The organism is Paraburkholderia sp. (assembly GCF_024281035.1).
Classification (GTDB): Bacteria; Pseudomonadota; Gammaproteobacteria; order Burkholderiales; family Burkholderiaceae; genus Paraburkholderia.
Genome location: NZ_JAMXLH010000050.1, coordinates 1 through 22,710, shown reverse-complemented (window position 1 = coordinate 22,710; position 22,710 = coordinate 1). Strand labels below are relative to the sequence as shown.

Sequence of the window (22,710 nt, the reverse complement as noted above, 5' to 3'; positions counted from 1 at the left end):
GCGCTTCGGCACCGAATACCCCAAAGCGCCCGAGCCGCTTACAGGCGCTCGATGATGCCCGCCGCGCCCATGCCGGTGCCGACGCACATCGTCACCATGCCGTACTTCAGATTGCGGCGGCGCAGGCCGTGCACGAGCGTCGACGCGCGGATCGCGCCGGTCGCGCCGAGCGGGTGGCCCAGCGCAATCGCACCGCCCATCGGGTTGATCTTCGACGGATCAAGGCCGAGGTCCTGAATCACCGCCAGCGACTGCGCGGCAAACGCCTCGTTCAGTTCGATCCAGTCGAGGTCGTCCTGCTTGAGCCCCGCGGCCTTCAGCGCGGCCGGAATCGCTTCCTTCGGGCCGATGCCCATGATCTCGGGCGGCACGCCGCGCACCGCGAAGCTCACGAAGCGCGCGAGCGGCGTGAGGTTGAACTGCTTGAGCATCTTCTCGGAGACGACGATCAGCGCGCCCGCGCCGTCCGACGTCTGCGAGCTGTTGCCCGCCGTCACCGAGCCCTTGTTCGCGAACACGGCGCGCAGCTTCGCGAGCCCTTCCATCGACGTATCCGCACGCGGGCCTTCGTCGAGCGAGAGCACGCGCTCCTTCACCTTCACGTCGCCCGAAGCGAGATCCGGCAAGCGTTCGATGATCGTGTACGGCGCGATCTCGTCGTCGAACTCGCCTGCCTGCTGCGCGGCGAGCGCGCGGCGGTGCGATTCCACCGCAAACGCGTCCTGCGCCTCGCGGCTCACCTTCCAGCGCTCAGCGACCTTCTCGGCGGTCAGGCCCATGCCGTAGGCAATGCCGATGTTTTCGTCCGAATCGAAAATATGCGGCGACATCGACGGCTTGTTGCCCATCATCGGCACCATGCTCATCGATTCGCAGCCGGCCGCGATCATCGCATCGGCTTCGCCGACGCGGATGCGGTCCGCCGCCATCGCGAGCGCCGTGAGGCCCGACGCGCAGAAGCGGTTGACGGTCACGCCGCCCACCGTGTTCGGCAGTCCCGACAGCAGCGCGCCGATGCGCGCCACGTTCAGGCCCTGCTCGGCTTCGGGAATCGCGCAGCCGACGATTGCGTCTTCGATCACCTTCGTGTCGAGACCCGGCACGTGCGCCACCGCCGATTTGATCGCGTGGACGAGCAGCTCGTCCGGGCGGGTGTTCCTGAACGCGCCGCGCGGCGCCTTGCCGATGGGCGTGCGGCTCGCGGCGACGATGTATGCGTCCTGCAACTGTTTGCTCATCTGATACTCCAGTGTCTGGTGTGCGTCGTGCCGCTTAGTTGCGCACCGGCTTGCCGGTCTGCAACATGCCCATGATGCGTTCCTGCGTCTTCTGCGTGCCGAGCAGATCGACGAATGCGCGGCGCTCGAGCGTGAGCAGCCATTCTTCGTCGACCGTGCTGCCCGCTTCGACGTCGCCGCCGCACACCGCTTCGGCGATGCGGCTCGCGATCAGGAAATCGTGATCGCTGATGAAGCGGCCGTCGCGCATGCCGACGAGCGATGCCTTGATCGTCGCAATCGCCGAGCGGCCCGCGACCGGAATCTGCACCGGGCGCAGCGGCGCGCGGTAACCGGCGGCGCTCAGCGCGCGTGCTTCCTTCTTCGCCGTGTCGAGCAGTTCGAACACGTTGAAGACGATCGTGTCCGACTGCTTCACGTAACCCATTGCGCGCGCTTCGAGACCCGAGCCGGACACCTTCGCCATCGCGGCGTTCTCGAACGACTTCTGCAGGAAGCGCAGCAGGTCGCCCGGCGCGGCACCGGCCGCGTTCGCGGCACCGGCCGCGTTCGCGGCATCGGCAGCGCGCAGCGCGGCTTCCTTCAGGCCGCCGCCCGCGGGCACGAGGCCCACGCCCACTTCGACGAGACCGACATAGCTCTCGACGTGCACGACGCGCTTCGCGCTATGCAGCATCAGCTCGCAGCCGCCGCCGAGCGCGATGCCCGACACCGCCGCCACGACCGGCACGTTCGCGTACTTCACGCGCAGCATGCCTTGCTGGAACTTCTTCACGAACGGCTCGATGCCCTTCGCGCCGCCCATCATGAAGGCGGGCATGGCTTCTTCGAGGTTCGCGCCAGCCGAGAACGGGCCGCCCGGCGTGCCGAGCTTGAGCGACGTGGGCTGCCACACGACGACGCCCTTGTAGCCCGCTTCCGCGATCTCGATTGCCTTCGCGAGGCCGTCGAGCACGCCCGGGCCGATGGTGTTCATCTTGCTCTTGAACGAGACGATCACGACGTCGTCTTCACCCGCACGCTCGTCGGTCCAGGCGCGCACGTGGTCGTCTTCGAAAAGCGTCTTGCCGAAGGTCAACGGATCGCGTGCACCGGCTTCGCCGAAGAGCGGCGCGCGGAACACCTGGCGCTCGTACACCGGCAGGTTCGAGCGCGGCACGAAGCGTCGTTCGGCGGGCGACCACGAGCCTTGTGCGCCGTGTACGCCGCCGTTCGCGGCGACCGGGCCTTCGAACACCCACGCGGGCAGCGGCGCATTCGAGAGCGCCTTGCCGGCGTCGATGTCTTCCTTGACCCAGTCGGCGACCTGCTTCCAGCCCGCGCTCTGCCAGCCCTCGAACGGGCCTTCGTTCCAGCCGAAGCCCCAGCGGATCGCGAGATCGACGTCGCGCGCGTTCTCGGCAATCGACGCCAGATGCACGCCGATGTAATGGAACACGTCGCGGAAGATCGACCACAGGAACTGAGCCTGCGGATGCTGCGACTCGCGCAGGAGCTTCAGGCGCTCGGCGGCCGGGCGCTTGAGGATACGGCCGACGAGCTCGTCGGCCTTGCCGGCGGCTTCGACGTACTCGCCCGAATTCGCATCGAGCACCTTGATCGTCTTGCCTTCCTTGCGATAGAAACCACCGCCGCTCTTCTGGCCGAGCGCGCCCTTCGCCACGAGCCCCGCGAGCACCGCGGGCGTTTCGTAGACCGGGAAGAACGGATCGTCCTTCAGGTTGTCCTGCATCGTCTTGATGACGTGCGCCATCGTGTCGAGGCCCACGACGTCGGCCGTGCGGAACGTCGCCGACTTCGCGCGACCGAGGCGGCTGCCGGTGAGATCGTCGACTTCGTCGAAGCGCAGACCGAACTTCTTTGCCTCGGCGATCACCGCGAGGATCGAGAAGATGCCGACGCGGTTCGCGATGAAGTTCGGCGTATCCTTCGCGCGCACCACGCCCTTGCCGACGACGCTCGTAAGGAACGATTCGAGCTGGTCGAGGATTTCGGGCTTCGTGTGCACGGTCGGAATCAGCTCGACGAGGTGCATGTAGCGCGGCGGGTTGAAGAAGTGCACGCCGCAAAAGCGCGCGCGCAGATCGTCGCCGAAGCCTTGCGAAAGCTCGGTGATCGACAGCCCCGACGTGTTGGTCGCGAAGATCGCGTTCGGGCCGATGTGCGGCGCGACCTTCTTGTACAGATCGTGCTTCCAGTCCATGCGCTCAGCGATGGCTTCGATCACGACGTCGCATTGCGCGAGCTTTTCGATGTCGTCTTCGTAGTTCGCGGGCGTGATGTACTGCGCGTCTTCCTTCACGCCGAACGGCGCGGGCGAGAGCTTCTTGAGGTTCTCGATGGCTTTGAGCGCGATGCCGTTTTTCGGGCCTTCCTTCGCGGGCAGATCGAACAGCAGCACGGGCACGCGGGCGTTGATCAGGTGCGCTGCGATCTGCGCGCCCATCACGCCGGCGCCGAGCACGGCGACCTTGCGAATAATGAAATTGCTCACGTTGTTCCTCCAGCGGATATGCAATGTCGAGCGGATTGGGAGTGTGGGCGGCGCCCTGCGTGCGATCGGGTGCGATGTGTTACGCACTGCTGCACGCTGCGACGCCGCGTTCGGACATCGAGGCCGTGCGGCGCTGTCTGGCCCAACCTCAGCCTCGGCGCCGCACCGGACAGGCTTTTAGAACAGCGCTTCGTCGACTTCCATGAGCGTCTTCGAGCCCGCGCGCGCCTGGCGGATCGCGGCGGCCGTTTCCGGCAGCAGCTTCGCGAAATAGAAACGCGCGGTGGCGAGCTTCGACTTGTAGAACAGGTCGCCCGACGCTTCCTTGTCGAGGGCGATGCGCGCCATGCGCGCCCAGAAGTACGAGAACACGAGGTGGCCGACCGTGCGCAGATACGGCACCGCAGCCGCGCCCACTTCGTCCGGGTTCTGCATCGCCTTCATGCCGATTTCCATCGTGAGCTTCTGCACCTTGTCGCCGATGTCGGCGAGCGGGTTGATGAACTCCTGCATCTCCGGCTTGATGCCTTCGGCTTCGACGAAATCGGTCACGAGCTTGCCGAACTTCTTGAGCTTCGCACCCATGTCGCCGAGCACCTTGCGGCCCAGCAGGTCGAGCGACTGGATCGCGTTCGTGCCTTCGTAGATCTGGTTGATGCGCGCGTCGCGCACGTATTGCTCCATGCCCCACTCGGAGATGAAGCCGTGGCCGCCGAACACCTGCATGCCGAGGTTGGTGCTTTCGAACGCGTTGTCGGTGAGGAACGCCTTGATGATCGGCGTGAGCAGCGCGACGAGATCGGCGGCCTGCTTGCGCTCGTCTTCGTCGGCGTGCGAGAGCTCACGGTCGATCTGCAGCGCCGACCAGTACGTGAACGCGCGGGCGCCTTCGGCCCAGGCCTTCTGCGTGAGCAGCATGCGGCGCACGTCCGGATGGACGATGATCGGATCGGCGGGCTTGTCCGGCGCCTTCGGGCCGGTCAGCGCGCGCATCTGCAAGCGGTCCTTCGCATACGCGAGCGAGTTCTGGTACGCGATTTCGGTGAGGCCGAGACCTTGCATGCCGACGCCGAGGCGCGCTGCGTTCATCATCACGAACATGGCGTTCAAGCCCTTGTTCGGCTCGCCGACCAGCCATCCCTTCGCGCCGTCGAGGTTCATCACGCACGTCGCGTTGCCGTGAATGCCCATCTTGTGCTCGATCGAGCCGCACTTGATGCCGTTGCGCTCGCCAGGCTCGCCCGCTGCCGTCGGCACGAACTTCGGCACGACGAAGAGCGAAATGCCCTTGGTCCCGAGCGGCGCATCCGGCAGGCGCGCCAGCACGAGGTGAACGATATTGGCCGACATGTCGTGTTCGCCAGCCGAGATGAAGATCTTCGTGCCGGAGATCGCGTACGAACCGTCGCTGCCGGGTTCGGCCTTCGTGCGCAGGAGGCCGAGGTCGGTGCCGCAGTGCGGCTCGGTCAGGCACATCGTGCCGGTCCACTCGCCCGAGACGATCTTCGGCAGATAGGTCTTCTGAAGTTCAGGCGTGCCGTGCGCGTGCAGGCATTCGTAAGCGCCGTGCGAGAGACCCGGGTACATGCCCCACGCCTGGTTCGCCGAATTCAGCATTTCGTACAGCGCGTTGTTCATGAACACGGGCAGGCCCTGGCCGCCGAAGTCGGGGTCGCACGCGAGTGCGGGCCAGCCCGCTTCGACGAACTGCGCGTACGCCTGCCTGAAGCCGGCCGGCGTGGTGACGACGCCGTCGCCGCTGTACGTGCAACCTTCGCGATCGCCCACCTGGTTCAGCGGAAACAGCACCTCGGAGCAGAACTTGCCCGCTTCTTCGAGCACCTGGTTGATCGTGTCGGCGTCGAGGTCCGCATGCTTCGGCATCTGCTTCACTTCGCCTTCCACGTTCAGCAGCTCGTGCAGCACGAACTGCATGTCGCGCAGCGGCGCGGTGTACTGTCCCATCTCTTCTCTCCAGATTAAGAGCGTTGCCGGTCAACCGCCGCCGCGACGCACCCGGCGCCGCCAGTCAGCCGATAGCCAGGCGTTACCGGCCTTCGCTCTGATACGAAACAATCAGTTTTTCCAGCGCGGCCCACGCATGCTTCGGTGCGTCCGGCAGATGCAGGAAGCGACCGTCATGATGCAGGCCGAGCGTGACGCTATAGACTTCGAACAACATCAGCCCCGGATCGGTGTCGCGGCGCAGATGGCCTTCTTCGATCGCCTGCGAAATGGCGCGCAGCAGCGCCGCACGCCAGATCGTGACGCTCGACACAAGCTGCTCGCGCACCTGGCTGTCCGCGCGGTCGTCGTACTCCACCGCGCCGCTGATGTAGATGCAGCCGGTCGTGACTTCGTGAATGCGCTTCTCGAACCACCGCGACAGCATCGCACGCAGACGGGGTAAACCGCGCGGTTCACGCAAGCTCGGGAAGAAGACTTCTTCCTCGAATCTGCGGTGATACTCGCGCACCACCTCGGCCTGCAGATCCTCGCGCGAACCGAAATGAGCGAAGACGCCGCTCTTGCTCATCTGCATGCGCTCCGCCAGCAGGCCGATCGTCAGACCTTCCAGTCCATCACGACCTGCCAGGTCGAGTGCTGCATCGAGAATTGCGGCTCGTGTCTGTTCGCCTTTTCGCATAGCTGTTTTTACCGTAACGATGTGGCCGGAATGGAGGCCGATATAAAATCGAACGGACGTACTATTGTTGAGTACAGCCGTCCGCGAAACAAGCACTTTATTAGAAACCGGTTTCTAACGAATGCTCTAATTCTGGGGCAAAGCGTGCCGCGCACAAGCGGGCTTCCATCGATTGCGCCCTTATCTCTTCGTATGGCAGGCACGACGGGGGAGCCTGGGTTGGCGCGGGTTGCAGCTAATCGTAGCCGCCGACCGTCAGCAGCTTCATGACCGCACGATAGGCCGAATAGGCAAGCCAGCTTACCGCCCGCTCAAGCACCGGGCGTGCCTCATAGCGCGCGCGGTCTATCGGCCTGGCGTCGCTGAACGCCGCCAGAATCGCGTCGCGCAGTTGCTGGATCTGCGGATGCAGCACCATCACCACGTTGGCCTCGTTGTTGAGCACGAGGCTGAGCGCGTCGAGATTCGAGGAGCCCACGGTGGCCCACTTCGCGTCGACCACCGCCACCTTGCCGTGCAGCATGGTCTTTTCGTATTCGGCGATGTGCACGCCCGCGGACAAGAGCGTGTGATAGAGGAACGGCACCGCGTAGTCGAGGAGTTTGAACTCCTTTCGTCCGATCAGGAGGCGCACGGTGATCCCGCGTCCGGCCGCTTCGATGAGCGAGCGCCGCAGCCGCCGCCCGGGCATGAAATACGGGTTGGCGAGCAGCACTTCGTCGCGCGCGGCGCCGATGGCGTCGAGATAGGCCCTTTCAATGGTGCGCCGGTTCACGACGTTGTCGCGCGCGACGAACGCCACGCACGGCACGCGCGCGGTGCGCGGGTCGCGCACGCTTGCGCGCAGGCGCGCACGCAGCCGCTCGACGATGCGCGCCGCGCGCCCGCGCGGCACGGCTCTCGCCAGTTCGCGCAGGGCGTCGTCGACGGGCCGTACGCGGCGGCCCGTGCCCTGGCCGGTCGGATGCGGCGAGAGAAAGCCCACGCTCGCGGGCACACCGGGAAACGGCTGCACCGCTGCTGAGCGCGGCACCGGCGGACGGTAGCCGAGTTGAATGCGGCGCCACTGGAATTCGAACGCCTCGCGTACGTCGACCACCACGGGACCGCTCAGCTCGGCGGCAAAATCCCAACGGGCGAACGGCAACGTCCTGCCGTCCTGTTCGCGATCGTCGATGACGTTGATGCCGCCGCAATACGCGTACTGATCGTCGATGACGGCGAGCTTGCGGTGCGTGCGAGAAAAGCCGAAGCGGCCGAAGATGTGCGGGTTGTAGACGCGATGCTCGACACCGGCGGTGGGCCAGTCGTCGAAGAGCGCCGTGCGCGGGCTGCCGATGCCATCGGTGATCACGCGCACGCGCACGCCGCGCACGGCGGCGCGCACGAGCGCCGCCGACACCGCGCGGCCCATGCTGTCGTCGCGAAAGATGTAGGTTTCGAGCGCGACGTCGCGCGTGGCCGCGTCGATGTGCTCGATCATCGCGCCAAAGAGCGCCGCGCCCGAGGCGAACAGGCGCACGTCGTTGCCGCTCGTGAAGCGATAGCGAGTCCGGTAGCGCCGGCCGAGCAGCAGTTCGTGCAGCCGGACGGCGCGCCGCGGATCGATATCCATCACACGCGCGCTCCGCGCAGCCGGCCGGGCAACTGCAGGATCGCTTCGCGGTTGGACGACGAGAAGCACTTTGCAGCCGCCTCTTCGTACGGCAGCCAGAGATACGCAATGTGCTCGCGCGGCGCGAGCGTCACAGGCGTGCCGTGCGGCACTTCGAGGCTGAACCAGTGTTCGGTGTTGCGCGTGACGCCGTTCGCGTAACGATGGCGCCAGACCGGATAGATCTCGTATTCGATCGTGTGGCGCCAGTCGACGAGCGCGGCATGCGGCACGTCGCCCGCCCCGACGACGATGCCGGTTTCCTCGCCCACCTCGCGCACGGCGGTTTCGGCGAGCGGCTCGTCAAGGCGGTCTTTCGAGCCCGTCACCGACTGCCAGAAACCCGGCCGGTCGGCGCGTTCGATGACCAGCACTTCGAGCTGCGGCGTGTGAATGACGACGAGTACGGATTCCGGAATCTTCGGCGGCTTCTGCATGGTGACGGAGCGTGAGTGGACTCTCGCGGCACGCGTCGTCGCTCGCGCGGGCCTGATAGAGAAACTACAAAGAGAAATACAAGGACAAAATGTAACGCAAAAAGCAAAAAAGGCGCTCGATGCGCCTTTCCTGCGTTGGGTTTTGCGTTGGGTTTTGCGTTGCGTTGTCTCGTGCGGCGCCCCGCCCGCGAGGCCCGCCGCACGGACTGCGCGTGCTTACTGTGCAGCCTTCTGCTCGGGCTGACGCAGACGGATGTGGAGTTCGCGCAGTTGGCGCTCGTCCACCGGGCTCGGCGCCTGCGTAAGCAGACACTGGGCGCGTTGCGTCTTCGGGAACGCGATCACGTCCCGGATCGAATCGGCGCCGGCCATCATCGTGACGATGCGGTCGAGGCCGAACGCGATACCGCCGTGCGGCGGCGCGCCGTACTGCAGCGCGTCGAGCAGGAAGCCGAACTTCGCACGCGCTTCCTCCGGACCGATCTTCAGCGCGCGGAACACCTTGCTCTGCACTTCTTCCTGATAGATACGCACCGAGCCGCCGCCGATTTCCCAGCCGTTCAGCACCATGTCGTAGGCCTTCGCGAGGCAGCGGCCCGGATCCGATTCGAGGTATTCCAGGTGCTCGTCCTTCGGGCTCGTGAACGGGTGATGCGCGGCCACGTGGCGGTTTTCTTCCTCGTCGTACTCGAACATCGGGAAGTCGATGACCCACAGCGGACGCCAGCCGCTCTCGACGAGACCATTGGCCTTGCCGAATTCCGAGTGGCCGATCTTCAGGCGCAGCGCGCCCAGGCTGTCGTTCACGACCTTCGCGCGGTCGGCCGCGAAGAAGATGATGTCGCCGTCCTGCGCGCCGGTGCGCTCGAGGATCGCGGCAATCGCGGCGTCGTGCAGGTTCTTGACGATCGGGCTTTGCAGGCCGTCGCGGCCCTTCGCCACTTCGTTGACCTTGATCCACGCGAGGCCCTTCGCGCCGTAGATGCGCACGAATTCCGTGTAGCCGTCGATATCGCCGCGCGAGAGTTCGCCGCCCTTCGGCACGCGCAGCGCCGCGACGCGGCCGTCCTTCGTATTGGCCGGGGCGCTGAACACCTTGAAGTCGACGTCCTTCATGGCGTCGGTCAGTTCGGTGAATTCGAGCTTCACGCGCAGGTCCGGCTTGTCCGAGCCGAAGCGGCTCATGGCTTCCGAGTACTGCATGACCGTGAACTTCGCATCGAGTTCGACGCCGATGGTTTCGCGGAACACGTGACGCGCCATGTCTTCGAACAGGTCGCGGATTTCCTGCTCGCCGAGGAACGACGTTTCGCAGTCGATCTGCGTGAATTCGGGCTGACGGTCGGCGCGCAGGTCTTCGTCGCGGAAGCACTTGACGATCTGGTAGTAGCGATCGAAGTTCGCCACCATCAGCAGCTGCTTGAAGAGCTGCGGCGATTGCGGCAGTGCGAAGAACTGGCCGGCGTTCACGCGCGAGGGCACGAGGTAGTCGCGCGCGCCTTCCGGCGTGCTCTTCGTGAGCATCGGCGTTTCGATGTCGATGAAGCCGAGCGCGTCGAGATACTTGCGCACGGCCATCGTCACGCGATAGCGCAGGCGTAGGTTGTGCTGCATCTGCGGACGGCGCAGGTCGAGCACGCGATGCGTGAGGCGCGTGGTTTCGGAGAGGTTGTCGTCGTCGAGCTGGAACGGCGGCGTGACCGACGCGTTCAGCACCACGAGTTCGTGGCACAGCACTTCGATCTTGCCGCTCGTGAGGTTCGCGTTGACCGTGCCTTCCGGACGGTTGCGCACGACACCCGTGATGCGAACGCAGAATTCGTTGCGCACGCCCTCGGCCACCTTGAACATCTCTGCGCGGTCCGGGTCGCAGACCACCTGAACGAGGCCCTCGCGATCGCGCAGGTCGATGAAGATGACGCCGCCATGGTCGCGGCGGCGATGCACCCATCCGCACAGCGAAACAGTTTGGCCCAGGAACTGCTCGGTCACCAGACCGCAATATTCAGATCTCATCGACATGATGTTCGTCTTTCGTTATGCATGAATAATTGAACGGGCGGCCGCGCGCAGTCATGAGCCGCGTCCGGCGCCCGGTATTACAGCGGAGGATCGATGGGGCGGCGCACAGGCGCTGCCGGGGCGACGACGCCCATCGAAACAATATACTTGAGCGCCGCATCGACGCTCATATCCAGCTCGATCACCTCGCTTTTCGGCACCATCAGGAAAAAACCCGAGGTGGGATTCGGCGTGGTGGGAACGTAAACGCTGACGTGCGGCTCGCGCAGGTGATTCACCACGTCGCCGCCCGGCACGCCGGTGAGGAACGCAATCGTCCACGAGCCGCGGCGCGGGTATTCGATCAGCAGCGCCTTGCGGAATGCGTTGCCGTTGCTCGAGAGCAACGTATCGGAGACCTGCTGGACGCTGCTGTACAGCGGCCCGACGAGCGGAATGCGGCGCACGAGCGCGTTCCACCACGAGACCAGCTTCTGGCCGATGAAGTTGTGCGTCAGAAGGCCGACCGCGAAGATGAACGCGAGCGTGAGGATCGCGCCAATGCCCGGCAGACGCAGGCCGAATAGCCGCACGGGCCGCCACGATTCGGGCAGCAGCAGCAACGTCTCATCCATCGTGCCGATGATCAGGTTCAGCACCCACAGCGTGATGGCGAGCGGAACCAGCACCAGGAGGCCGGTCAGAAATACGGATTTGAGCGTCGCTTTCTTCGTCATCGTCTACACCGCCATGCGAGCCGCGCACCATCAGCGCAGCGTACGTGCGGCCCGGCGTATACAACCGGGCCGCGGATTCTCAGGTGGTTCCCGCCGTGCTGGCCGTCGCGCTGGTGTTCGTGCTCGTGCCCGACGCTGCGCTCGTGCCCGCGCTTGTGCCCGATCCAGCCGGTGCCGCGGCGCTCTCGCCCGCCGGCTTGCTGCCCTCGGACGACGCCGCAGACTCGCCCGCCGCCTTCGCGCCGGTTGCAGCCGCGCTCGTACCGCCGCCGTTGTTGCCACTGTTACCGCCGCGGAAATCGGTCACGTACCAGCCCGAGCCCTTCAGCTGGAAGCCAGCCGCGGTCACCTGCTTGCGGAACGTTTCGGCACCGCAATGTGTGCATTTCGTGAGGGGCGCATCGCTGAGCTTTTGCAGCACGTCCTTCTCGAAGCCGCACGACTCGCAGCGATAAGCGTAGATCGGCATGATCTCTATCCCGGTGAAAATCTGACAAATGCCTGCAAAGCCTTGAATTATAGCCGCAATCGATCGCCCGCCCTGGCTTTTGCCGGGACGGGGCCGGTCGCGGCCAATTTCTGACAGTTTGGGGCGGACCGAGCGCCGATCAAGTGGCCTGCGCGACAGTTTCGACGCGCACGTCGTTGCGACGCCAGGTCATCCAGCGCTCGCGGCCCTCGAACACCGGTAGCGAGCGGACCGCAGGCTGCTCGTCGAGCAAGGTGAAGTACGGCGAAAGCAGCGCTTCGATCTGATCGCGCCGCATCGGAAACGGCGGCCCTTTCTGCGGCTCGCCGATGAAAAAGTAACCCGCGAGCAGCGCGCCGGGCTTCAGCAACGTGGCCATACGCTGCGCGTAGCGCGGATAGTGCGCGGGCGGCAGCGCGCACAGGAATGCGCGCTCGAATATCCATCCGGGTGCGAACGGCGGCTCGTAAGTGTAGAAGTCGGCCTGCTCGACCACCGCCGCATGCTCGCCGAGCGCCGCACGCGCGCTCGCGACCGCAGCCGGGGCGAAGTCGATGGCGCGCACGGTGCGGCCGTGCCCGGCAAGCCAGCCCGCTTCCCACGCGTTGCCGCAGCCGGGTATCAGCACGGCTGCATCGGGGTGAGCCGCGGCGAACGCTTCGAATTGCGGCTGGACGCCCGCCTGGTCCCACGGCGTGAAGCCGCGGCTGAAGCGCTCGTCCCAGAACGATGCGAGCCCGGGATCGCGCGTGTCGAATTCGGGTACACCTTGGGGCTGCGTGGGGCGAACCGGCTCGTTCATGCTCGATCTCCTTCTGTCTGGTGCCTGTTGCGAAGACTCAACCGCCCGCGGCGAGCGCAATCCACACGCGCGCCACCACCATGCCCACCCCCACCGCGATGCCGAACACCAGCGCGCCTTGCAGCAGCCGGTTCGTGCGGCGTTGTTCGGCGAGCAGGGTGCGCAGCGTTTCCTCGTCGGCGAGATGGGCGGTGCCCTCGCGGTGCTGAAGCGCCTGATGGATGAGGCGCGGCAACTGCGGCAGCGTCTTGCTCCATTGCGGCGCTTCGATCTTGAAACGCTCGTACCAGCCGCGCAGACCGATCTGCTCGGTCATCCAGCGTTCGAGATACGGCTTCGCCGTCTTCCAGAGATCGAGCTCCGGATCGAGCGAGCGGCCAAGCCCCTCGACGTTCAGCATGGTCTTTTGCAGCAGTACGAGCTGCGGCTGGATTTCGACATTGAAACGGCGCGAAGTCTGGAAGAGCCGCAGCAGCACCTGGCCGAGCGAGATGTCCTTCAGCGCGCGGTCGAAGTACGGTTCGCACACGGCGCGAATCGCGCTCTCCAGCTCCTCGACGCGCGTCGTGGCCGGCACCCAGCCCGACTCGATGTGCAGCGTAGCGACCCGGTGATAGTCGCGCTTGAAGAACGCGAGGAAGTTCTGGGCGAGGTAGTTCTTGTCGAAGTCCGAGAGCGCGCCGACGATGCCGAAATCGAGTGCAATGTAGCGTCCGAAGTGCGCCGGGTCGAGGCTCACCTGGATGTTGCCGGGGTGCATGTCGGCGTGGAAAAAGCCGTCGCGGAACACCTGCGTGAAGAAAATCTCGACGCCCTCGCGCGCGAGTTTCGGAATATCGACGCCCGCCGCACGCAGCCGGTCCACGCGGCTGATCGGTACGCCGACCATGCGCTCCATGACGAGCACGTTGGACGTGCTGAACTCCCAGTACATCTCCGGCACGAGCAGCAGGTCGAGGCCCGCGAAGTTGCGGCGCAACTGGCTCGCGTTGGCGGCCTCGCGCATGAGGTCGAGTTCGTCGTGCAGGTACTTGTCGAATTCGGCGACCACTTCGCGCGGCTTCAGGCGCTTGCCGTCCGCCCACAGCCGCTCGGCCCACATGGCGAGGTCGCGCAGCAGCGCGAGATCGGAATCGATCACGGGGCGCATGTTCGGCCGCAGGACCTTCACCGCGACCGGCTTGCCCGCGTGCTGCCCCGATTTCACCTTCGCGAAGTGAACCTGGGCAATCGACGCGCTCGCCACGGGCACACGCTCGAACTCATCGAAGAGCGAATCCACGGGCGCGCCAAGCGCTTTTTCGATCAGGCCGATGGCCACGGCCGAGTCGAACGGCGGCACCTGGTCCTGCAAGCGCGCGAGTTCGCTGGAGATATCGGGCGGCAGCAGATCGCTGCGCGTGGAGAGCACCTGGCCGAACTTCACGAAGATCGGGCCGAGGCTTTCCAGCGCGAGACGCAGCCGCACGCCGGGCGGCTGGTTGAAACGGCGGCCGATGGTGGTGATGCGCAACAGCAGCCGCACGCGCCGGTCGTTGATCCGGCTCAGCATCACTTCGTCGAGACCGAACCGGATAATCGTGAAGAAAATCTTCAGAAAACGCAGGAAACGCATGTTCTAGTGGCCTGTTGTCGGGCGCATGCTGCGCAGCGGCGTGGGCGCGCCGGCAACCGTTTTTTGTTCGAGGCGCTCGATGCGTTTCTCCACGCGCGCGAGCGCATCGCGCGCGCGGGAGAGTTCGACGTTCAAGCCATCCAGCTCGGCACGCCGCACGAGTTGCGGGTTTTCGTCGAGCAGATATTCCGTGACCGAGCCGAGCACGTTGCGGCCGGTGCGCCACGCCTGGTCGCGCGCCGTACGCGCGAGCGAGGCGATACGCCATGCGCCCGCGTCGCCGATCAGCTTCGCGAGATCCTCCTCGGGCTCCCAGCGCAGATGCTCCGCGAGCTTGCCGATGACCTGCGCGAATTCCGCGTCGCCCTCGATCTTGACGTGCTTCATCACCGAGGCCTGGCCGCCCTGCACGAACGACGAGAACGCCGAGGCGGGCAGAGACAGCGCGACGTCCGCGTGCTGCGCGTCGTGTTCATCCACGGCGGCGAGGTAGCCGTCCGGCTGGACGAGCAGCGTAAGCACGACGGGCGGACACGACAGGCGCGCCGTCTTGCCCGCATAAGGCGCGAGGCGGTCGCGGGCCCACGATTCGCGGGCGAGCAGGTGATTGACGGCGGCGGTGAAGGGCTTGGCGGCGAAGGTCATCGGACATGAAATAAGAAAAACCGCGCGGGCAAAAGCTCGCGCGGGCTCCTATTGTAGCGTTCGTGCGGTCCGATCGCGGTGCGCGCCGGCCTGGCCGGGCGGCTAACGTGGCGTCCTGTCACCGTGCCGCGACGGCGTCATGATGCAAATCATGAAGAACGACCACAGGACGCGCAGTCTGAAGCGAGGCCCTGTGCCGCGCCAGGCGGAGGGCCAGCGGGATTCAGTGCGTTCAGTGCGTTCTCGGTGCGAATCTCAGTGCGATTCGGTCTGCTGGATACCGGCGAGCAGCCAGCCCTCGCCCGTCGAGCGCGACTTCGAGAGATTCCAGATCTCCGCGAACGGCTCGGCAGCAACGCCCGGCGTCTCGCGAATCAAGCCGGAAAAGCGCACGCTCGCGAGATACTCGTCGCCGCGCTCGGTCACATCGAGCAGATCCGCGTTGAGCTGCACGACGTCGGTCTGGTTCGACTGCGTACCACGGTCGGCGAGATCCACGCGAATCTCCGCGAACATCTCGGGCGTCGTGAATTCGCGGATGTCGTCCAGATTGGCCGCGTCCCACGCAGCCTGCAGACGTACGAAATGGACCTTGGCATTACGCAGGAACCCCTCGGTGTCGAAGCCCGCGGGGATGGACGGTGCGGCGCCGATCTGCGGCGTCGTGAGCGGATTCGCTTCGGGTGCGAGGTATTGGCCGGTCGGCGGCGCCGTGAAGCGCGGCTCCGAAGGAAAGCTGCCCGACGCCTGCGGACCACCGTGCAAACCGCCCTGCGACATCAGCCCGCCGCCGGTCTGCCAGGCGGGCTGGGCCGCGCGGCGGCGGTTCGCGATCTTGCGGATCAGCCAGATGGCGACGAATGCGATCAGCGCAATGATGATGACGTTGGCCATCGCACCGGCAAATGCTCCACCAAGGCCGAAGTGAGAAAGAAGCGCGGCGATGCCGAGGCCGGCGGCGAGTCCCGCGATCGGCCCGAGCCAGCGGTTGCGCGCCGGAGCGGCGGGCGCGGGCGTGGCGGGCTGGGCGCGCTGCGCCTGGCCGGGCTGCGCCGCCGGGCTCTGCTGCGCAGGCGGCGTAGTCGCGCTGCGCTGCGTGGCCACCGGCGATTGCTTGCCGAAGCTGCGGCCACCGCCCATGCGCCGGGCTTCGGCGTCGAACGACGCGAACGAGCCGGCAACCAGCGCGCCGATTACGGCCAGGGTTCCGATCCGTCTGGCCCACCACGATGAAAGCTTTTTGGAAGCAATGATTCGGGGCTCAGACATATCGAAATTTCCTTTAAAAACAGTTAACTATGGACGCTAATATTTTGTAGCGACGTGCAAGGCTACCACGCCAGCTGACAAATTGTAATATTTGACGGCGTCGAGGCCGACTTGTTCCATCATTGTTTTCAAAGTTTCCTGGTCCGGGTGCATACGGATCGATTCCGCGAGATAGCGATAGCTTTCGGAATCGTTGGCAAAGCGCTCGCCGAGCCACGGCAGCACCTTGAACGAGTAGACGTCGTAGGCTTTCTTGAGCGGCTCCCACACCTTCGAGAATTCCAGCACGAGCACACGGCCGCCCGGCTTGAGCACGCGGCGCATCTCGCCGAGCGCGGCGTCCTTGTGGGTCATGTTGCGCAGCCCGAAAGCCACGGTCACCACATCGAAGTAGTTGTCCGGAAAGGGAATTTTCTCCGCGTCGCAGAGCAGCGCGGGCGTGACGACGCCGCGGTCGAGCAGCCGGTCGCGACCCACGCGCAGCATCGATTCGTTGATGTCGGTGTGCCAGACTTCGCCTTTCGGCCCCGCTTTCTTCGCGAACGCCATCGACAGATCGCCGGTCCCGCCCGCGATGTCGAGCACCTTCGCGCCCGGCCGCACGTTGGCCTGCGCGATCGTGAAGGCCTTCCACGCGCGGTGCAAGCCACCCGACATCAGGTCGTTCATCAGGTCATAGTTCGAGGCAACCGAGTGGAACACGCCGGCCACCTTCTTCGCCTTGTCCTGTTCGTCGACTGTCTGATAGCCGAAGTGGGTTTTGCTCATCGCGGTCTTCCTTTCGCAGGGGGTCTTGTCTTCAGTTGTATTCAGAATAGTCGTCGCGGCATGCTCGCGGCGACGACGGGGCAGGATCGTAACAGGAAGCGTCAGTGGCAGTGGCCATGTGCGGCAGGAGGCGGCGCCATGGGCGCATCGCGATCAACCCCCGCTGCCTTCAGCTTCGCGAAATAGTCGGCCCACAGCTCGTCCTGGCACGTTGCCAGTTCGTAAAGCTGATCCCAGGAATAGATGCCGCTGTTGTGGCCGTCCGAGAAGGTCGGCTGCAACGCGTAGTGGCCGACGGCCTCGAGCGCCGTAATGGCGACCTCGCGCTTGCCCGTCTGCAGCGTCTCCTGGCCCGGTCCATGGCCGCGCACCTCCGCCGAGGGCGAATACACGCGCATCAGCTCGAACGGGATGCGGTAACTCGCGCCGTTCGCATATTGCAGTTCCAGCACGCGCGAAACGGCGTGCACCACGACGCCGGTCGGCACCGGCGTATCGTTTTTCAGTCCACTCATGATCGTCCTCGGGCTCCCGCCCGCTCAGCGAGGCCGCCCTGCCGCCTCGGGCCAGGGCCTCCTCGGGTCAGGGCCTGTTTATCAGGCCAGCGCCTGCTGCATTTCCTGGCGCACGGCGTCGCGCAGCAGCGTGGCGTGCGCACGGCGCTGGCCGAGCATCGCCTCGGAAACCGTGCGCTGGCGCGGCGCCCACACCGGCAGCGGGAAGTGCGCGTCGTTCGTGAAGCGCGGAATCACGTGCCAGTGCACGTGCGGCACCTGGTTGCCGAGGCTCGCCAGGTTCACCTTCGCCGGTTGCATGACGCGGCGCAGCGCCCGCTCGACGGCATAGACGGCGCGCATAAGGTGTTCCCGGTCCGGCATGCCGAGATCCGAGAACTCGGCGACGTGCGCGTTCCAGATCACGCGGCAAAAACCCGGGTAGTCGGCCTCCGACGTCGCCAGCACGACGCGCATCCGCTCGTCCTGCCACAGCACGTCGCCGCCCTCCTCACTGCAGAATACGCATCCCATCGTTGCCCCCGAACCGGTTCACGGAATCGTTACAAAACTTCGCGCAATCGTTGCGCGCCGCCATTAAACCAGCACGCGCTCGATTCCGCCATTGTTTGCCTTCTGAACGTAGTCCGCCATCCAGTTTTCGCCAAGCAGGTGCCGGGCCATTTCGATCACGATGTAATCGGCGTCGATATCGGCGTCCTCGTTGTACCGCAAGAGCCCTTGCAGGCACGCCGGGCAGCTCGTCAGGATCTTCACGTCCACGTCGGTGCCCACGCCGCCCGCCTCTTTCGGCGTGGCCGGTTGCACGCCGTTCGCGCCGGTGCCGACGAGCGGGATGCCGCGCAACTTCGCCGCACCCCGGCGAATTTCTTCTTCCTTGCGAAAACGCACCTGGGTCGACACGTCCGGCCGCGCCACGGCCAGCGTGCCGGATTCGCCGCAGCAACGCTCGTTCTTTTCGATCTTGTAGCCGTCGTGATCGCTGCCCATCAGTTCGTTGACGAGTTTCACCGCGTCGACGTTCTTGATCGGCGTGTGGCACGGGTCGTGATACATGTAGCGCGTACCCTTCACGCCTTCGAGCTTGATGCCCTTTTCGAGCAGGAACTCGTGGATGTCGATGATCCGGCAGCCCGGGAAGATCTTCTCGAATTCGTAGCCGGCGAGCTGGTCGTAGCACGTCCCGCACGACACCACCACGGTCTTGATGTCGAGGTAGTTCAGCGTGTTCGCGACGCGGTGGAACAGCACGCGGTTATCGGTGACGATCTTCTCCGCCTTGTCGTACTGGCCCGAGCCGCGCTGCGGATAGCCGCAGCACAGATAGCCCGGCGGCAGCACGGTCTGCACGCCCGCCTCCCACAGCATCGCCTGCGTCGCGAGCCCGACCTGCGAGAAGAGGCGCTCGGAGCCGCAGCCCGGGAAGTAGAACACCGCTTCCGAATCGACGCTCGTCGTCTTCGGATTGCGGATGATCGGCACGATCTTGTTGTCTTCGATGTCGAGCAGCGCGCGCGCCGTCTTCTTCGGCAGGTTGCCCGGCATCTTCTTGTTGACGAAGTGGATCACCTGCTCGACCACCGGCGGCTTGCCCGTGGATGACGGCGGATGCGCGGTCTGCTTTTTCGCGACCTTCTTGAACAGTTCGTTGCCGAAGCGCTGCGCCTTGTAGCCCACGCCCATCATCGCGGTACGCACGAGGTTGATGGTCTGCGGATTGGTGGCGTTCAGGAAGAACATGCCCGCCGCGCTGCCCGGGTTGAATTTCTTCTTGCCCATCTTGCGCAGCAGGTTGCGCATGTTCATCGTGACGTCGCCGAAGTCGATCTTGACCGGGCACGGCGTCACGCACTTGTGGCAGACCGTGCAGTGGTCGGCGACGTCGTTGAACTCGTCCCAGTGCTTGATCGACACGCCGCGGCGCGTCTGCTCTTCGTACAGGAACGCCTCGATCAGAAGCGAAGTCGCGAGGATCTTGTTGCGCGGGCTGTAGAGCAGGTTCGCGCGCGGCACGTGGGTCGCGCACACCGGCTTGCACTTGCCGCAGCGCAGGCAGTCCTTCACCGATTCGGCGATCGCGCCGATATCGGACTGCTGCATGATCAGCGATTCGTAACCCATGAGGCCGAACGACGGCGTATAGGCGTTGCGCAGGTCGGCGCCTTCGAGCAGCTTGCCCGCGTTGAAGCGGCCCTGCGGATCGACGCGCTGCTTGTAGGCGCGGAATTCGGCGATCTCGTCGTCCGTGAGGAATTCGAGCTTCGTGATGCCAATGCCGTGCTCGCCCGAGATCACGCCGTCGAGCGAACGCGCGAGCTTCATGATGCGCGCGACCGCCGCGTGGGCGTCCTGCAGCATCTCGTAGTTGTCGGAGTTGACCGGAATGTTCGTGTGAACGTTGCCGTCGCCCGCGTGCATGTGAAGCGCGACGAACACGCGCGCGCGCAGCACCTTCTTGTGGATCGCCTGGGCTTCGTCGAGGATCGCCTTGAACGCGCCGCCGTTGAAGATCTGGCGCAGTTCGGCGCGGATCTCCTGCTTCCACGACACGCGCACCGTACGGTCCTGGGTGATGTGGAACACGTTCGCGCCGGGCTGCGCGTCGACGCGGTCGGCGAACTTTTCCGCCAGCGCCTCGTAGCCGAGCTGCACGAGCGAGTGCTGCGCCTCGGCAAGCGGCAAATCGAGCTTGTCGCGCAGGAACTCCCAGCGCGCGCGCACGCGCCTGAGCAGCTCGATCGCTTGCTGCACGCGGTCTTCGAGCAGCTCGGCGCTCGGGATTTCGCTCGCGTCGTCGCTCTTGCTGAGCGGCAGGTTGCCGGCCTTGAAGAACACTTCGAGCGCGTCGAGCAGTTGCAGCTTGTTCTTGATCGACAGCTCGATGTTGATGCGCTCGATGCCGTCCGTGTACTCGCCCATGCGATTGAGCGGGATCACGACGTCTTCGTTGATCTTGAACGCGTTCGTATGCTTCGCGATGGCGGCCGTGCGGCTGCGGTCGAGCCAGAAGCGCTTGCGCGCCTCGGCCGAGATCGCGACGAAGCCCTCGCCGCTCTTGCCGTTGGCCATGCGCACGACTTCCGAAGTCGCCGTGGCGACGGCATCGGCGTCGTCGCCGACGATGTCGCCGATCAGCACCATCTTCGGAAACGCGTTGCGCTTGCTCTTGGTCGCATAGCCGACCGCGCGCAGATAGCGCTCGTCGAGATGCTCGAGGCCGGCGAGAATCGCGCCTCCGCGTTTCGCCGTTTCGAACAGGTAGTCCTTGATCTCGACGATGCTCGGAATCGCCTCGCGCGCCTGGCCGAAGAATTCGAGGCAGACGGTGCGCGTATGCGCGGGCATCTTGTGCAGCACCCAGCGCGCGGACGTGATGAGGCCGTCGCAGCCTTCCTTTTGCACGCCGGGCAGGCCCGAGAGAAATTTATCGGTGACGTCCTTGCCGAGGCCTTCCTTGCGGAACCGCTTGCCCTCGATGTCGAGCCACTCGGTGCGCAAGAGCTTCTCGCCCGGCGCGCGCTCGCCGTCGAACCACTTGAGTTCGAAGCGTGCGAGCGCGACGTCGTGAATCTTGCCGAGGTTGTGGTCGAGGCGCGTGACTTCGAGCCAGTTGCCTTCGGGATCGACCATGCGCCACCAGGCGAGGTTGTCGAGCGCCGTGCCCCACAGCACCGCTTTCTTGCCGCCCGCGTTCATCGCGATGTTGCCGCCGATGCACGATGCGTCGATCGAGGTGGGGTCGACCGCGAACACGAAGCCCGCGGCTTCGGCGGCCTCGGTCACGCGGCGCGTGACGACGCCCGCGCCCGAAAAGATCGTCGGCACCTGGCGTTCGACGCCCGGCAGGTCGGTCATTTCGACCGCGCCCAGCTGTTCGAGCTTTTCGGTGTTGATGACGGCCGAGAACGGCGTGAGCGGCACCGCGCCGCCCGTGTAACCCGTGCCGCCCCCGCGCGGGATCACCGTGAGGCCGAGTTCGAAGCAGGCCTTCACGAGCGCGGCAATCTCGGCTTCGGTGTCGGGCGTGAGTACGACGAACGGATATTCGACGCGCCAGTCAGTCGCGTCCGTGACGTGCGAGACGCGCGAGAGGCCGTCGAAGCGGATGTTGTCCTTCTGCGTGCAGCGGCGCAGCACCTTCGTCGCGCGGCGGCGCAGCTCGGCCATTTCCCCGAATTCGCCGGCAAACGCGTCGATCGCGCGGCGCGCGGCGGTAATCAGCGTTTCGACGCGTGCGGCGCGGTCCATGCCCGCGTTGTCGCCGTGCTCGCTCAGGTCGGCGCGGCGGCGCTTTTCGATTTCGGCGATACGGTGATTCAGCGCTTCGATCAGGAGCGCGCGGCGCTTCGGGTTGTCGAGCAGGTCGTCCTGCAGATACGGATTGCGACGTACGACCCAGATGTCGCCGAGCACTTCGTAGAGCATGCGCGCCGAGCGGCCGGTGCGGCGCTCCGAGCGCAGCTCGGCAAGGGCGCTCCAGGCCTCCTCGCCCAGCAGGCGGATGACGATTTCCCGATCCGAGAAGGACGTGTAGTTATAGGGAATCTCGCGCAGGCGCGGTTCGACGTCGGCAGTCACCGTAGCGGCGGCGCCGTGAGGATCGAAAACTTGAGGTGCGTTCATGGTTGGACGACTCTTTGGGTCAGTACCGAGCAAACGGCTCGCTGGCCGTCCGGCCGATGCGGACTGGGCGCGTGGGGCGCTATTCTGAAATCTTGTCCGCCTGTGGCTGGTTGCGGACCTGGGGGGTGGGGAAGATGGGCGGCGGCAGCACTCACGCCGACGGTTCCCCGGCGCTCAGACTCCGCGACACGATCGTGCGTGGCGGACATGCCTCTGCGCCGCGGGGCGGGTCTCGCGCCGTGCGGGCACCAAGTGGGCGGTCCGAGGTTGCCAGAGCATCTTCCGATCCTGCTTGTCAAAAGCGGATTTTAACGCATGATCCGCACCTGCGCTGACGCTTCGCGGCGCGCGCAGGGTCATACGCGGAACATATGAGGGACATACGCAGGACATACAAGTTTCACCTTTGCCCGACGCCGGTTCACGCGCCCGCCGCCCCTGCGCGGCGGCCCGCGCCGCTTCCTTCCCTCGCTTCCGCCCCTGCTGTCAGCGCGTGCGCCGTTGGCGCTATCATTGATTCTTTTCCCGTCATCTCCCGCTTAAGCGCCCGCCCGCATGGCCACCCACGACGACTACCTGAAGAAAATCCTCACCGCCCGCGTCTACGACGTGGCCCGCGAGACCGAGCTGGAGCGCGCCCCGAACCTCTCGGCGCGCCTCTCCAACCGCGTGTTCCTGAAGCGCGAGGACAACCAGCCGGTGTTCTCCTTCAAGCTGCGCGGCGCCTACAACAAGATGGCGCACCTCACGCCCGCCCAGCGCGAGCGCGGCGTGATCACCGCCTCGGCGGGCAATC

At 65.5% G+C, this 22,710-nt stretch carries 17 protein-coding genes and 1 pseudogene; 1 reads left to right on the top strand and 17 read right to left on the bottom strand.

Annotated elements, in window-relative coordinates:
* Positions 1 to 38: 38 nt before the first annotated feature.
* The 17 genes and pseudogenes from Q0L30_RS16360 to Q0L30_RS16280 form a co-directional block, all read right to left on the bottom strand.
* The gene (locus Q0L30_RS16360) at positions 39 to 1,238 is read right to left on the bottom strand and encodes an acetyl-CoA C-acyltransferase (RefSeq protein ID WP_296658392.1); all 1,200 of its coding nucleotides are present in this window, start codon (positions 1,236 to 1,238) and stop codon (positions 39 to 41) included.
* Positions 1,239 to 1,272: 34 nt separating this feature from the next.
* Positions 1,273 to 3,732 carry a 3-hydroxyacyl-CoA dehydrogenase/enoyl-CoA hydratase family protein gene (locus tag Q0L30_RS16355; protein ID WP_296658390.1) on the bottom strand — a complete coding sequence of 820 codons (2,460 nt, stop codon included), beginning with the start codon at positions 3,730 to 3,732 and terminating at the stop codon, positions 1,273 to 1,275.
* Positions 3,733 to 3,909: 177 nt separating this feature from the next.
* The gene (locus Q0L30_RS16350; RefSeq protein ID WP_296658387.1) at positions 3,910 to 5,697 is read right to left on the bottom strand and encodes an acyl-CoA dehydrogenase C-terminal domain-containing protein; all 1,788 of its coding nucleotides are present in this window, start codon (positions 5,695 to 5,697) and stop codon (positions 3,910 to 3,912) included.
* 82 nt (positions 5,698 to 5,779) lie between these two features.
* Positions 5,780 to 6,379: a TetR/AcrR family transcriptional regulator gene (locus Q0L30_RS16345; RefSeq protein ID WP_296658386.1), complete on the bottom strand. Its 600-nt coding sequence runs from the start codon at positions 6,377 to 6,379 to the stop codon at positions 5,780 to 5,782.
* Positions 6,380 to 6,614: 235 nt separating this feature from the next.
* Positions 6,615 to 7,952, bottom strand: a pseudogene (locus tag Q0L30_RS16340) (phosphatidylserine/phosphatidylglycerophosphate/cardiolipin synthase family protein); the annotation flags it as partial.
* 41 nt (positions 7,953 to 7,993) lie between these two features.
* Complete coding sequence (gene nudB, locus Q0L30_RS16335; protein WP_296658381.1) at positions 7,994 to 8,470, bottom strand: dihydroneopterin triphosphate diphosphatase; 477 nt, start codon at positions 8,468 to 8,470, stop codon at positions 7,994 to 7,996.
* A gap of 216 nt (positions 8,471 to 8,686) precedes the next feature.
* The gene (gene aspS / locus Q0L30_RS16330; RefSeq protein ID WP_293033354.1) at positions 8,687 to 10,492 is read right to left on the bottom strand and encodes an aspartate--tRNA ligase; all 1,806 of its coding nucleotides are present in this window, start codon (positions 10,490 to 10,492) and stop codon (positions 8,687 to 8,689) included.
* Positions 10,493 to 10,569: 77 nt separating this feature from the next.
* Positions 10,570 to 11,208, bottom strand: a complete 639-nt coding sequence (locus tag Q0L30_RS16325) for a DUF502 domain-containing protein (RefSeq protein WP_296658374.1) — start codon at positions 11,206 to 11,208, stop codon at positions 10,570 to 10,572.
* 79 nt (positions 11,209 to 11,287) lie between these two features.
* Positions 11,288 to 11,677 carry a zinc ribbon domain-containing protein gene (locus Q0L30_RS16320; protein WP_296658371.1) on the bottom strand — a complete coding sequence of 130 codons (390 nt, stop codon included), beginning with the start codon at positions 11,675 to 11,677 and terminating at the stop codon, positions 11,288 to 11,290.
* A gap of 139 nt (positions 11,678 to 11,816) precedes the next feature.
* Positions 11,817 to 12,479: a methyltransferase domain-containing protein gene (locus Q0L30_RS16315; protein WP_296658369.1), complete on the bottom strand. Its 663-nt coding sequence runs from the start codon at positions 12,477 to 12,479 to the stop codon at positions 11,817 to 11,819.
* Positions 12,480 to 12,516: 37 nt separating this feature from the next.
* Positions 12,517 to 14,094: a ubiquinone biosynthesis regulatory protein kinase UbiB gene (gene ubiB / locus Q0L30_RS16310; RefSeq protein ID WP_296658366.1), complete on the bottom strand. Its 1,578-nt coding sequence runs from the start codon at positions 14,092 to 14,094 to the stop codon at positions 12,517 to 12,519.
* Between the two features lie 3 nt (positions 14,095 to 14,097).
* The gene (locus tag Q0L30_RS16305) at positions 14,098 to 14,739 is read right to left on the bottom strand and encodes an SCP2 sterol-binding domain-containing protein (RefSeq protein ID WP_296658364.1); all 642 of its coding nucleotides are present in this window, start codon (positions 14,737 to 14,739) and stop codon (positions 14,098 to 14,100) included.
* A gap of 255 nt (positions 14,740 to 14,994) precedes the next feature.
* Entirely contained in the window at positions 14,995 to 16,008 is a 1,014-nt protein-coding gene (locus Q0L30_RS16300) for a TIM44-like domain-containing protein (RefSeq protein ID WP_296658362.1), read from the bottom strand.
* A 36-nt stretch (positions 16,009 to 16,044) separates the two neighbouring features.
* Positions 16,045 to 16,776 carry a bifunctional demethylmenaquinone methyltransferase/2-methoxy-6-polyprenyl-1,4-benzoquinol methylase UbiE gene (gene ubiE, locus Q0L30_RS16295; protein WP_296658359.1) on the bottom strand — a complete coding sequence of 244 codons (732 nt, stop codon included), beginning with the start codon at positions 16,774 to 16,776 and terminating at the stop codon, positions 16,045 to 16,047.
* Positions 16,777 to 16,877: 101 nt separating this feature from the next.
* Complete coding sequence (locus Q0L30_RS16290) at positions 16,878 to 17,291, bottom strand: DUF971 domain-containing protein (RefSeq protein WP_296658358.1); 414 nt, start codon at positions 17,289 to 17,291, stop codon at positions 16,878 to 16,880.
* 81 nt (positions 17,292 to 17,372) lie between these two features.
* Positions 17,373 to 17,804 (bottom strand): HIT family protein, encoded by a 432-nt coding sequence (locus Q0L30_RS16285; protein WP_296658355.1) that lies wholly within the window; start codon positions 17,802 to 17,804, stop codon positions 17,373 to 17,375.
* 63 nt (positions 17,805 to 17,867) lie between these two features.
* Positions 17,868 to 21,914, bottom strand: coding sequence for an FAD/FMN-binding oxidoreductase (locus tag Q0L30_RS16280; RefSeq protein WP_296658351.1), 4,047 nt, complete (start codon positions 21,912 to 21,914; stop codon positions 17,868 to 17,870).
* 555 nt (positions 21,915 to 22,469) lie between these two features.
* Between Q0L30_RS16280 and Q0L30_RS16275 the strand changes: the two genes are divergently transcribed.
* Positions 22,470 to 22,710, top strand: a 241-nt coding sequence (locus Q0L30_RS16275) for a pyridoxal-phosphate dependent enzyme (protein WP_296658347.1), incomplete at its 3' end; no start/stop codon positions are given.